Origin of the sequence: Janibacter terrae NBRC 107853 (assembly GCF_001591405.1) — a bacterium.
Classification (GTDB): domain Bacteria; phylum Actinomycetota; class Actinomycetes; order Actinomycetales; family Dermatophilaceae; genus Janibacter; species Janibacter terrae.
In genome coordinates, this window is the sequence record NZ_BCUV01000010.1 from 24,778 (window position 1) to 36,402 (window position 11,625).

General features: G+C 68.9%; 13 protein-coding genes and 3 pseudogenes. 12 read left to right on the plus strand and 4 right to left on the minus strand.

The features are described from left to right. Window positions 1–51 precede the first annotated feature (51 nt). A pseudogene (gene istA, locus JT1_RS16965) lies at window positions 52–1,319 on the plus strand (IS21 family transposase). Further along, window positions 1,316–2,092, plus strand: a complete 777-nt coding sequence (gene istB / locus JT1_RS16970) for an IS21-like element helper ATPase IstB (RefSeq protein WP_068329743.1) — start codon at window positions 1,316–1,318, stop codon at window positions 2,090–2,092. The pseudogene istA and the gene istB overlap by 4 nt, the downstream one beginning before the upstream one ends. A gap of 12 nt (window positions 2,093–2,104) precedes the next feature. Here the strand turns inward: istB and JT1_RS16975 are convergent, their stop codons facing one another. From JT1_RS16975 to JT1_RS16980, 3 genes and pseudogenes are all read right to left on the minus strand, one after another. Next, on the minus strand, window positions 2,105–3,013 hold the full coding sequence (locus JT1_RS16975) for a transposase (RefSeq protein WP_082807792.1): 909 nt from the start codon (window positions 3,011–3,013) through the stop codon (window positions 2,105–2,107). A 74-nt stretch (window positions 3,014–3,087) separates the two neighbouring features. Next, a pseudogene (locus JT1_RS19205) lies at window positions 3,088–3,327 on the minus strand (IS110 family transposase); the annotation flags it as partial. A 339-nt stretch (window positions 3,328–3,666) separates the two neighbouring features. Beyond that, window positions 3,667–4,431 (minus strand): IclR family transcriptional regulator, encoded by a 765-nt coding sequence (locus JT1_RS16980; RefSeq protein ID WP_068329746.1) that lies wholly within the window; start codon window positions 4,429–4,431, stop codon window positions 3,667–3,669. A gap of 72 nt (window positions 4,432–4,503) precedes the next feature. Here JT1_RS16980 and pcaH point away from each other — a divergent pair, with 72 nt between their 5' ends. The 10 genes and pseudogenes from pcaH (at window position 4,504) to JT1_RS18530 (ending at window position 10,991) form a co-directional block, all read left to right on the plus strand. Next, the gene (gene pcaH, locus JT1_RS16985) at window positions 4,504–5,277 is read left to right on the plus strand and encodes a protocatechuate 3,4-dioxygenase subunit beta (protein WP_032491514.1); all 774 of its coding nucleotides are present in this window, start codon (window positions 4,504–4,506) and stop codon (window positions 5,275–5,277) included. Beyond that, window positions 5,270–5,824: a protocatechuate 3,4-dioxygenase subunit alpha gene (gene pcaG, locus JT1_RS16990; protein WP_068329749.1), complete on the plus strand. Its 555-nt coding sequence runs from the start codon at window positions 5,270–5,272 to the stop codon at window positions 5,822–5,824. The genes pcaH and pcaG overlap by 8 nt, the downstream gene beginning before the upstream one ends. After that, entirely contained in the window at window positions 5,821–7,026 is a 1,206-nt protein-coding gene (locus JT1_RS16995; RefSeq protein ID WP_068329753.1) for a lyase family protein, read from the plus strand. Before pcaG ends, JT1_RS16995 begins: the two co-directional genes overlap by 4 nt. Continuing rightward, a complete protein-coding gene (locus JT1_RS17000; RefSeq protein ID WP_068329756.1) occupies window positions 7,019–7,807 on the plus strand; it encodes an alpha/beta fold hydrolase in 789 nt (262 codons plus the stop codon). The genes JT1_RS16995 and JT1_RS17000 overlap by 8 nt, the downstream gene beginning before the upstream one ends. Further along, window positions 7,804–8,187, plus strand: a complete 384-nt coding sequence (pcaC, locus tag JT1_RS17005; protein ID WP_068329759.1) for a 4-carboxymuconolactone decarboxylase — start codon at window positions 7,804–7,806, stop codon at window positions 8,185–8,187. Before JT1_RS17000 ends, pcaC begins: the two co-directional genes overlap by 4 nt. Next, a complete protein-coding gene (locus tag JT1_RS17010) occupies window positions 8,180–9,370 on the plus strand; it encodes a thiolase family protein (RefSeq protein ID WP_068329762.1) in 1,191 nt (396 codons plus the stop codon). Before pcaC ends, JT1_RS17010 begins: the two co-directional genes overlap by 8 nt. Next, window positions 9,367–10,074, plus strand: coding sequence for a 3-oxoacid CoA-transferase subunit A (locus JT1_RS17015; protein ID WP_068329765.1), 708 nt, complete (start codon window positions 9,367–9,369; stop codon window positions 10,072–10,074). The genes JT1_RS17010 and JT1_RS17015 overlap by 4 nt, the downstream gene beginning before the upstream one ends. A gap of 7 nt (window positions 10,075–10,081) precedes the next feature. Beyond that, complete coding sequence (locus tag JT1_RS17020) at window positions 10,082–10,717, plus strand: 3-oxoacid CoA-transferase subunit B (protein ID WP_068329768.1); 636 nt, start codon at window positions 10,082–10,084, stop codon at window positions 10,715–10,717. After that, a pseudogene (locus tag JT1_RS18525) lies at window positions 10,717–10,815 on the plus strand (FAD-dependent monooxygenase); the annotation flags it as partial. The gene JT1_RS17020 and the pseudogene JT1_RS18525, both read left to right, overlap by 1 nt. 38 nt (window positions 10,816–10,853) lie before the next feature. After that, window positions 10,854–10,991, plus strand: a complete 138-nt coding sequence (locus tag JT1_RS18530; RefSeq protein WP_169702093.1) for a hypothetical protein — start codon at window positions 10,854–10,856, stop codon at window positions 10,989–10,991. Between the two features lie 14 nt (window positions 10,992–11,005). On the opposite strand, the gene JT1_RS18535 is transcribed toward JT1_RS18530, so the two are convergent. Then, window positions 11,006–11,431, minus strand: a complete 426-nt coding sequence (locus JT1_RS18535) for a hypothetical protein (protein ID WP_068329770.1) — start codon at window positions 11,429–11,431, stop codon at window positions 11,006–11,008. Window positions 11,432–11,625 lie beyond the last annotated feature (194 nt).

The following is an 11,625-nucleotide window of genomic DNA, read 5'->3' on the forward strand; positions in this document are numbered from 1 at the left end:
TGGGCAGTAATCGACGGGTGAAAGTTGAGCACCCCGAGTACGCCTTGGGGTGTGATCACGTTGGAGAACTGGGCCGATTCGTCGGCTGTACAAGTCCGAGGGGCTCTCGCAGTCCGCTATTGCACGCGAGTTGGGGATCGCGAGGAACACGGTCGCGTCGGCGCTGAAGACCGACACGCCACCGCGGTACGTGCGGCCGCCGAAGGGGTCGCTGGTCGACGCCGTCGAGCCGCAGATCCGGTTGCTGCTGAAGGAGCATCCGAAGATGCCGGCCACGGTGATCGCCGAGCGCGTCGGCTGGCAGCACTCGATGACGATCCTCAAGGAACGAGTCCGTGAGCTGCGGCCCTTGTTCGTCGGTGTCGACCCGACCGATCGGGTCGTGTACGAGCCCGGTCAGGTCGCTCAATGCGACCTGTGGTTCCCGCCCCTGCTGATCCCTGTCGGCGGCGGTCAGGCACAGATCCTGCCGGTGTTGGCGATGACGTGCGGCTACTCGCGGATCACGGGTGGCGCGATGATCCCGTCGCGTCAGGGCGGCGACATTCTGGCCGGCATGTGGGCCATCCTCGGCGCCTGGGGCGCGAGCCCGCGGACGCTGGTGTGGGACCGTGAAGTGGCGATCGGTGGCACCGGCAAGCTCACTGTGCTGCGACCTTCGTCGGCACCTGGGGGTGCGGATCAAGCTCGCCCCGCCACGTGACCCGGAGTTCAAGGGCCTGGTCGAGCGCCGCAACGGGTTCTTCGAGACCTCGTTCCTACCCGGGCGCACCTTCACTGGCCCCGGCGATTTCAACGACCAGTTCACTGACTGGATCGACACGAAGGCCAACCGGCGCCACCTGCGCGCGATCGGCGCCACCCCGCGTGAGCGGTGGGACGACGACAAGTCTGCGATGGTCGCCCTGCCACCGTTCAGTCCGCCGGTGGGGCTGACGAACAGGATCCGCCTGGGTCGGGACTACTACGTGCGGATCGGCTCGAACGACTACTCCGTGGACCCGTCCGCGGTCGGCAGGTTCGTCGAGGTGGTCGCGACTCCTGACGTCGTCGCGGTCACCTGCGAGGACCGGATCGTCGCGACCCATGCCCGGCATTGGGGAAGCGGCGCCACGATCACCGACCCGGACCACGTCGCGACGGCGAAGGAGCTGCGGGGCTCGTTCAATGCGGCGCGTGCTGCTGCGGCGGCACGTAAGACCACCCGCGCCCACGGCGACGGGCACGTCGTCGCGCTACGCGCCCTGCCCGACTACGACGACCTCTTCGGCGTCGACTTCCACCACACCCCCGACCTGCAAGGAGTCCACACCTCATGACCGCTATCGCCACCGATGTGTCGTCGAAGATCGCCTACCTGGCCCGCGCACTGAAGACCCCCACCATTGCCCGCACGTGGGAAGACATCGCGGTCCAAGCGCGCGACCTGGGCTGGTCGCATGAGGAGTACCTCGCCGCGGTCCTGGAACGCCAGAACAGCGAACGCGAGGCATCGGGGGCGATGATGCGGATCAAGACCGCTCACTTCCCGGCCATCAACACCCTCGAGGACTTCAACTACGACCACCTGCCGTCGCTGCGCCGCGACATTCTCGCGCACCTAGCCACCGCGACCTACGTCGCGAAGGCCGAGAACGTGATCCTGCTCGGCCCGCCCGGGATCGGCAAGACACACCTCGCGATCGGGCTGGGCGTCAAGGCCGCACAGAACGGCCACTCCGTGCTGTTCGACACCGCGAGCAACTGGATCACCCGGCTGGCCGGCGCGCACCAGGCCGGAACGCTGGACGCCGAGCTCAAAAAGATCCGCCGCTACAAGCTCATCATCATCGACGAGGTCGGCTACATCCCCTTCGACACCGACGCCGCGAACCTGTTCTTCCAACTCATCGCGACCCGCTACGAGCAAGGCTCGATCATCGTCACATCGAACCTGCCATTCGGACGCTGGGGCGAGGCCTTCAGCGACGACGTCGTGGCCGCCGCGATGATCGACCGACTCGTCCACCACGCCGAGGTCATCGCCCTGTCAGGAGAGTCCTACAGAACCCGCGCCCGACGCGAACTCCTCGCCAAGAACGGCAACAAGTAGACGACCAGGTGCTCAAATTTCACCCGTCGAAACCTGCTCAATTTTCAGCCGCCGTTGACATCGCGAGGGGTCGTAGACGCTGTCGGTGGTCCAGCATGCCCAGATGACTCGGATCCATCCGCGGGCGAGGATCCGGACGGCGTGAGGATGTCGGGCGCCGCGCGCACGTGCTCGTTGGTAGGCGTCGGCCGCCCAGGACGAGGAGTGTCGGGAGTTGTCGGCGAAGCTGGTGATTGCGACGCGTGCAGGCTTGTTGGCGGTGTAGCGGAACCCGACGGTGCGGGACTTGCCCGAGGCGCGGGTGACGGGGACGGCACCACACATGGCGGCGACCTGTTCGGGGTTGTCGCAACGCTCAAGCAGAGCCCCGATCTCCGCAATCAGTGCTGCCAGGCTGACCGTGGCAGCACGGGGAAGCGTCTGGAGCAAGGTCGTCTTGGGGCGAGCCGCGAGCGCGCTGGCGAGGTCGCGTTCCAGACGGGTGATCTCGGTGTTGAGCAGCCCAATCTGAGCGACCGAGCCATGGACGACTGATTCGAGGATCCTCGGTGCGAGCGGGCTCGCGCTGGCAGGAGCCGCCCGGAGCCGGCTGAGGAGCTCTGCCGGGGACTTGCCGCCGCGGTAGCTGTGTCGACGGCAGAACTGACCCATCCGCCGCTCGCCAAGCAGTGCTGCGGCCTGAGGTGTCGGATAGTCGCTCAAGAACGCGAGCGCGATCTGAGAGGTCAGCTTCTGGAAGACCACAGCGGCGCCGGGCCAGTGCTCGGCCAGGACAGCCCACAGCTGGTTGGACGCCGCGGTGCGCGCCTCGACCAGTGCCGTTCGTGCCCGCACCAACGCGGCGAGTTCACGAGTCGCCTGCTCAACGGGCTCGACCCGGCGCAGCCGATGGCCGTCGGTTCTGGCGTAGTCGGCGAGCATGAACGCGTCACGAGATCTGACTTCGCACCGGCCAAGCCCCACCGTGGACGGGCGGCCTTGAAAGCGGCAGACTCGACCATCCAGACCGGGTGACCAGCGCCAGCGATCAAGCCGACGACCAAGCCTTCTCCGCGTTCGATCGCGACCGGCACTTGCGCCACGTCGCCTCCCTCGACGAGCTCGGCAAGTTCGCAGAACAACTTCATGAGTTGGTCCTCGGTGTGCTGAACCAGCCATCTCTTGATAACCGCGCCCTGGTCATCGATGAGGCACACCGCGTGCACGGTCGAGCCCCAGTCCGATCCACAGAACATCTGTTGACCTCCCGGCCGGACATCGCCGCTGGAGCCGGGCCGACCGTCGGATCCTCATTGTTCGGTCCTCACCGGGGCTGCTCTCTCGCGCCGATCAGGGGACCCGGCAACGACGAGGGCGACCAGCTCAAACAGGCCATCGAGTGGCGAGACATCGAGGCCGTCCCTCGCCGTTCCCGACGAACAGACCAACCTGGCCTGCCGGGCCATACTCGTCCAATGAGGCAGCGGCCGATCTCCTTGCTGGTCTTGCCTTCGGCCAGCCGTCGCTCGATGTAGGCGCGGGTCGCAGGATCGATACGCAATCATGTCAGGAGTTCTGGGTTCATGCCGGACTGATTAACTCAACTCCTCCAACGACCGGCCGATACCCTGAGCGGCCACCTGGAGGGCCGCGACCAGGCGGGGGCGGTGCCGCTTGAGTGTGGGTACGACGACGCCGATGGCCGCGACCACTTCGCCGCCGGCTGCGCTGCGGTGTACGGGCACCGCGACTGAGCAGGCACCGAGGGTCATCTCCTCCTCGGTGATCGCGTAGCCGTCGCGGCGGACCCGCGCCAGTTGCCCGCACAGCAAGGAGCGCTGTGTGATGGTGTAAGGCGTCATCCGCGACAGGTCACCCAGCACCTGTTCTTGCATCCGCGCGGGTGCATGGGCCAGCAGCACTTTGCCGACACCGGTGGCGTGCAGCGGCAACCGCGATCCGGCCGTGCTGACCACCGGCACGGATGCGCGGCCGGAGAGCCGGTCGACGTATAGCGCCTGCGTGCGGTCCCGGACGGCGAGATGCACCGTCGCCAGCGTGGCGGCGTGCAGGTCGTTGAGGAACGGCGAGGCGATCTCACGGAGGCCAGACTGCAGCGGGGCTAGCAGGCCGAGGTCCCAGAGCCGACGGCCGATGACGTACTCCCCGGACGGCCGGCGCACGAGCATCCCCCCGCGCACCAGCTCGCCGGCCAGCCGGTACGCCGTGGGGGTGGGTAGATCGGCCCGTCGGGCCATGTCGCTCAAGGTTAGATGCCGGTGGGCGGTGTCAAAGGCGGACAGCAGCGCGAGCGCCCGGGAGACCACGGTGGCGCCGGGTGTGGAGGTGTTGCCTGCCATTTGATCCATGTCTTTCGCTCAGCGAAAGTTCAGTGTCGCTGAGAGAGGTGGGGCACGTCTACCTTGAGGACCGTGAGCACACCGCAGAGTCCCGACCTGGCGCCCCAGTCGGTCATCAGCGAGGAGATCGGGAAGATCCACGCGGATGCCCCGGCCGGCGAGACCCAGCCCATGATCGACTTCCCGCCGTACCGCAGTTCACTGCTGCGGCACCCCACCAAAGGCCTCCACCACGCCGACCCCGAGGGCATCGAGCTGATGGCACCGGTATTCGGCCATTCCGACGTCGACCCACTCGAGGCGGACCTCACGATCCAGGGCGGCGGCGACCCGATCGGCGAGCGGATGGTCGTCACGGGGCGCATCACCGACAGCGACGGTCGGCCGGTGCGCCACCAGCTCGTGGAGATCTGGCAGGCCAACGCCGCCGGTCGTTACGTCCACAAGCGTGACCAGCATCCCGCGCCACTCGACCCGCACTTCACGGGCACCGGCCGCTGCCTCACCGATGCCGACGGCTCCTACCACTTCACCACGATCAAGCCAGGTCCCTATCCGTGGCGCAACCATCACAACGCCTGGCGCCCCGCGCACATCCACTTCTCGCTTTTCGGCACCGAGTTCACCCAACGGATGATCACCCAGATGTACTTCCCCGGGGACCCGCTTTTCGCACTCGACCCGATCTACCAGTCGATCACCGACCAGGCGGCGCGCGACCGACTGGTGGCGGCCTACGACCACAACGTCACCTCACACGAGTTGGCGACCGGCTACCGCTGGGACATCGTGCTCACCGGCAGCCACGCCACCCCGCTGGAGCGAGAGGGTCACCACGATGCCTGAGCAGTTGCCCGCTACCCCGGGTCAGACCATCGGCCCCTTCTTCCACTACGCGCTGCCCTACGAGGGGGGCCACGAACTGGTGCCGGCCGCCACGCTGGGAGCGGTCCGCCTCCGCGGCACCGTGTACGACGGCAACGGGTCACCTCTGCCCGACGCGATGCTGGAGATCCGGCAGGCCGACCCGGGCGGGACCATCCCGCAGCTCGAGGGTTCGTGGCGCCGGGACCGCGATTTCACCGGATGGGGCCGCTGCGCCACCGACCCGGCTGGACGCTACTCCTTCACGACGCTCGAGCCCGGCGCCGTCGACGGAGGCGCGCCCTTCTTCGCGGTCGTGGTCTTCGCACGTGGTCTGCTCAACCGGCTCTTCACGCGGGCCTACCTGCCCGGTGAAGCGGTCGGGTCCGATCCCTTCCTGGCTGGGCTCTCCGCCGAGCAGCGCGAAACGCTGATGGTGGTCCGCGAGGACGACGGGAGTCTGCGCTTCGACGTCCACCTGCAGGGTGACCGGGAGACTCTCTTCCTGGCCTTTCCGGGGCACGCATGACGGGCTACTCCCTGCTGACCCCCGGCTCCCATCGCAGCGCCGGGGCCCTAGAAGACGCCGCGTTGGTCGGGGCGATGCTCCAGGTGGAGGTTGCCTGGCTGCGTGCGCTGGCTCGGGTCGGTGCCGTCGACGGCGACCTCGCCGGGCAGGTGGCGAAGGTCACGCAGGACTGGGAGGTCGACATGGCGGCGCTGGCCGCGGAGTCTGAGTCCGCCGGCAACGCCGTCGTCCCGCTGGTGAGACTTTTCCAGGAGGCCGTGGGCCAGGACGCCGCGCAGGTCGTGCACCGCGGGCTGACCAGCCAAGACGTTGTGGACACCGCGCTGGTGCTGTTGGCCCGCGACGCGCTGATGCGGATGGGTGACGACCTCGCCGCCACCTCGCGCGCGCTCGCGGCGCTCGCCGGTCGGCACCGTTCGACGCTCATGGTCGGGCGCACGCTCACCCAGCACGCAGTGCCGATCACGTTCGGGCTGAAAGCCGCCCAGTGGCTCGCCGGTGTCCTCGATGCTGTGGCGCAGGTCGACGACGTTCTCGGGACGCTGCCGGTGCAGTGCGGTGGTGCGGCGGGAACCCTGGCCATGGTCGGCGAGCTCACCGACGAGCCACTCGCCGCAGCGCGGGCCTTCGCCGACGAGCTGGCCTTGGACTGGCCAGGTGTGCCGTGGCATACCAACCGTTCCGTGATCACCCGCATCGGCTCGGCCGTGGTGAGCACCTGCGACGCCCTCGGGGTGGTGGCCGCCGACGTCTCCACGCTGTCCCGGCCCGAGATCGGCGAGCTGCGCGAGGGCACGGTCGCAGGTCGTGGCGGCTCCTCGACCATGCCGCACAAGCGCAACCCGGTGCTCAGCGTGCTGATCCGCAGCGTCGCACTGCAGGCACCGCTGCTCGGTGCCCAGCTCCATCTCGCCGCGGCCCAGGCGGTCGACGAGCGACCGGACGGTGCCTGGCACTCCGAGTGGCCTGCGCTGGTCCGGCTGCTGGAGGCGGGCGTGACCGCGGCGTCTCAGGCCGCGGAGCTGACCGCCGGGCTGGAGGTCGACGGGAAACGGATGGGAGACCGTGTGGCTGCCGCCGCCGACGAACTTCTGTCCGAGCGGGGTGGCGGGGGGAAGCCCGCCGACTACCTCGGCTCGACCGACGCCTTCATCGACACCGTGCTCGCCCGCGTGCCCGAGGGAAGGGCTGCGCATGGCTGAGCCGGACCTGACCGCGACTCGCCTCGCCGGAGGACCTGAGTCACCTCGGCTGCTGGTCGTCGGCCCATCTCTTGGCACCTCGGTCGAGGCACTGTGGGAGGCGACAGCACGCCGCCTCGTCTATGACTTCGAGGTCGTCGGCTGGGACCTGCCTGGGCACGGCCGCAGCAAGCCGGCGACCGGGCCGTTCACGGTCGGCGAGCTGGCCGCGGCGGTGCGCCGCCTCGCCGCCGACGTCGCTGGCGACCGACCCGCGGCGTACGCCGGCGTTTCGCTGGGAGGCGCCGTCGCGCTGGAACTTGCCCTCGATCCCGGCGTGTTCACCGCAGTCGCTTGCATCGCGAGTGCGGCGAAGATCGGCGAGCCCTCTGCTTGGCATGAACGGGCCGCCCTGGTGCGCAAGGCCGGCACCTCCGTGATGGTCTCCGGCTCCTCCGAGCGCTGGTTCGCGCCCGGCTTCCTGATGCGCGACCCGGCCACCGGCACCCGGCTGCTCCTCTCGCTGGCCGACGCGGACAAGGACTCCTACGCCCTGGCCTGCGAGGCGCTCGCCGACTTCGACGTGCGGGACCGGCTCGCCGACGCCACGGTGCCGCTGCTCGTCGCCCCAGGCGACCAGGACGTCGTGATCTCCCCGCACACCGCCCGGAAGATCACCGCGGACCGTGCGCCGAACAGCTCGATGAACGTGTTCACCGGCTGTGGCCACCTGCCGCCGGCCGAGGACCCCGACGCGGTCGCCCGGGCCCTGAACGACTTTGCGACCGGAGGGAAACGATGAGCGACACCTACGACGACGGCATGCGGGTGCGCCGCGAGGTGCTCGGAGACGCGCACGTCGACCGCGCCGAGGCACACAAGACACCGTTCACCACCGACTTCCAGGAGCTGATCACCCGCTACGCGTGGGGCAGCGTCTGGACCCGCCCCGGCCTCGACCGGCGTACCCGCAGCGTCGCGGTGCTCACCGCGATGATCGCGCTCGGCCACTGGGAGGAGTTCGCCATGCACGTGCGCGCCGCGCGCACCAACGGGCTGACTCCTGAGCAGATCGCCGAGGTCATCATCCAAGCAGGCATCTACTGCGGCGTGCCTGCCGCCAACCACGCCTTCGCCGTCGCACAAGGGACGCTCGACTCCCTGGAGACCCCTGATGAATGACGCGTTCGTGTACGACGCTGTCCGCACCCCCTTCGGCAGGTACGGCGGGGCGCTTGCGGCGGTGCGCCCCGACGACTTGGCAGCCCTGGTGATCCGCACGCTCGTGGAGCGGACCGGTCTCGAGGGGGGCCAGGTCGACGAGGTCGTGTTCGGCAACGCCAACGGGGCCGGCGAGGACAACCGCAACGTCGCCCGGATGGCCGGTCTGCTCGCCGGGCTGCCCCCCTCGGTTCCCGCCTCGACGGTGAACCGGCTGTGCGGCTCCAGCCTGGACGCCACCATCGCCGGCGCCCGCCAGCTCACGCTCGGGGAGTCCGACGTGGTGCTGGTCGGTGGTGTCGAGTCGATGTCCCGCGCCCCGTGGGTGCTGCCCAAGCCCGAGCGGCCCTACCCGGCGGGCAACGCGGAGCTGGTCTCGACCGCGCTGGGGTGGCGGCTGGTCAACCCGGCGATGCCGACGGAGTGGACGGTCTCACTCGGTGAGGCCACCGAACAGCTCCGAGAGCGCGAGGGCGTGGCCCGCGAGGACCAGGACGAGTTCGCGCTCCGCTCGCACCAGGCTGCGGCGAAGGCGTGGGACAGCGGCTTCTACGACCAGCTGGTCGTGGCCGTCCCCGGCGTGGACCTCCCGCGTGACGAGTCGATCCGCCCCGACTCCACGCTGGACAAGCTCGCCGGATTGAAGCCGGTCTTCCGCAAAGATGGGACGGTCACCGCAGGCAACGCCTCACCCCTCAACGACGGGGCGTCCGCCGCACTCCTCGGCAGCGCCAACGCCGCCCGGCAGATCGGCACCGAGCCGCTGGCGCGAATCGCAGCCTGGGGTGCGTTCGCTAACGAGCCACAGTTCTTCGGCTTTGCGCCGGTAGAAGCGGCGAACATCGCCCTGCGCCGCGCCGGCATCACCTGGCACGACGTCGCAGCAGTCGAGCTCAACGAGGCCTTCGCCGCCCAGTCGCTGATTTGCATCCGTGCCTGGGACATCGACCCCCACATCATCAATCGGCACGGCGGCGCCATCTCGATCGGCCACCCCCTCGGCGCGTCCGGCACCCGGATCCTCGGCACCCTGGCCCGCTCGCTCGAGTCCACCGGCGAACGCTGGGGCGTAGCCGCGATCTGCATCGGCGTGGGCCAGGGCCTGGCCGTCGTCCTAGAGAGCACCCGGGGAGCCGTCGCGTGAGCGAGACCCAGTTCGTCGAGACCGCCAAGGAGGCGGTCGCCGACATCGCCGCCGGAGCCACCGTGATGATCAGCGGCTTCGGCACCGCCGGTCAGCCGGTGGAGCTGATCGAGGCACTGCTCGAGTCCGGGGCCAAGGACCTCACCGTGGTCAACAACAACGCCGGCAACGGCGACCGCGGCCTCGCTGCGCTCATCCGCGAGGGTCGGGTCGGCAAGATCATCTGCTCCTTCCCCCGGCAGTCCGACTCCCACCACTTCGACGAGAAGTACCGCACCGGGAAGATCGAACTCGAGCTCGTCGCGCAGGGCAACCTCGCCGAACGGATCCGCGCTGCAGGTGCCGGCATCGGCGCCTTCTTCACACCCACCGGCTACAACACGCCGCTGGCCGAGGGCAAGGAGGTCCGCGAGATCGACGGCCGCCACTACGTGCTGGAATACCCGATCCACGCAGACGTCGCACTAATCAAGGCCTACGCCGCCGACCGGCTCGGCAACCTCGTCTACCGCAAGACCGCCCGCAACTTCGGGCCAATAATGGCCGCCGCCGCGAAGACCACGGTCGTACAGGTGCACGAGATCCGCTCTCTCGGCGGCATCGACCCCGAACATGTGGTGACCCCGTCCATCTACGTCGACCGCGTGATCGAGGTGCCGTCCGAGCGCCCGACGATCCCGAGGAGGGTCAGTGAGCAACACTGAGGAACTTATGGGCTCCGACCAGCTCGCCGCGATCGTCGCTCAAGACATCCCACCGGGTTCGTTCGTGAACCTCGGCATCGGCCAGCCCACCAAGGTCTCCAACCACCTCGACCCTACAGCCGGCGTCATCCTGCACACCGAGAACGGCATGCTCGGCATGGGTCCCGAGGCGCACGGCGACGAGGTCGACCTTGACCTCATCAACGCCGGCAAGGTCCCGGTCACCGAGCTGCCTGGTGCGTCGTACCTCCACCACGCCGACTCGTTCGCGATGATGCGCGGCGGCCACCTCGACTACTGCGTGCTCGGAGCCTTCCAGGTCTCCACCACCGGCGACCTAGCCAACTGGCACACCGGCAAGCCCGACGCCATCCCGGCCGTGGGCGGAGCGATGGACCTCGCCATCGGCGCCAAGCACACGTTCGTGATGATGAGCCTGCTCACCCGGGACGGAAGGTCCAAGCTGGTGCCCGAGTGCACTATGCCGCTGACCGGCGTCGGCTGCGTGAGCCGTGTCTACACTGACCACGGGGTGTTCCTCCTCGAGCCGCAGGGCGTGGCCGTGCGCGAACTCTTCGGCATTGCCTTCTCCGATCTCCAGGAGCTCGTCGAGGTCCCCCTCACCGACAGGACGGACACCTGATGGCACTCACCCGGACCCAGGTCAGCATCGTCGCCGGCGGGCCCGCAGGCCTGATGCTCTCGCATCTTCTGCACCGCGCCGGCATCGACTCGGTCGTCGCGCCCCCCGCGCCCTGGGCCGCTCTCCAATTCGCGCCATGACCGCCAACCACGATCACGACATCATCCGCACCGCCATCAAGTCCAGGAACGGCGACATCACACGGGTCGCCGTGGAGTCACACATCATGAGCACCGTTGCGCTGTTCGCGGACACCCTCGACGAACCGGCCTAGCAGTGCAGGAGACACTAGCACCCGGTCCGGAGACCGTACTCGGAAAGATGATGAAGGTACTGCTGGCCTTCACCGTGGAGGACACGGTGCTCGGCTTCGCCGACCTGCAGCTCCGCACGGGCCTGGCGAAGGCGACGTTGCACGCCCGTCCACTTCCACGGCAGGGTCGCGCAGAGGTCGGTAACCGCCTCGGCGTACCCGTCGGCCAGGTCCAGCGGCTGCCGGGTACCAAACTCGTCGAGCCAGGCCACCGGCACCGACCCGTCGTCCTGGTCGCTCGCACCGACGACCAGCCAGTGGGCCCGAGGCTCAGCCGAGCCCAGCAGCACCCCGAGCGCCCGCACGCTGCGCACGTACCCCGTGCGCCGCGCCTCGCTCGACGCATCCAGGACGTCACGCGCTCGGTCGTAGGCCACCTGGGACTGTGCGTCCAGAAGCACCCCACCCTGGTCCTGATCTGGGCTCGACGGGGCCTGTGCCCCACGAAGAACAGTCATCACGAATCTCCTCACATCGGTCGCCAGGGCTGGTCAGACCCGGCACGGTTGGACACTCCCGACGCTACCCACGCAGCGACACCCCCGCCCCTGCCCCGGTGCTCAGGGCACCGGGGGCAGGGGCTCCGTTAGCGTTC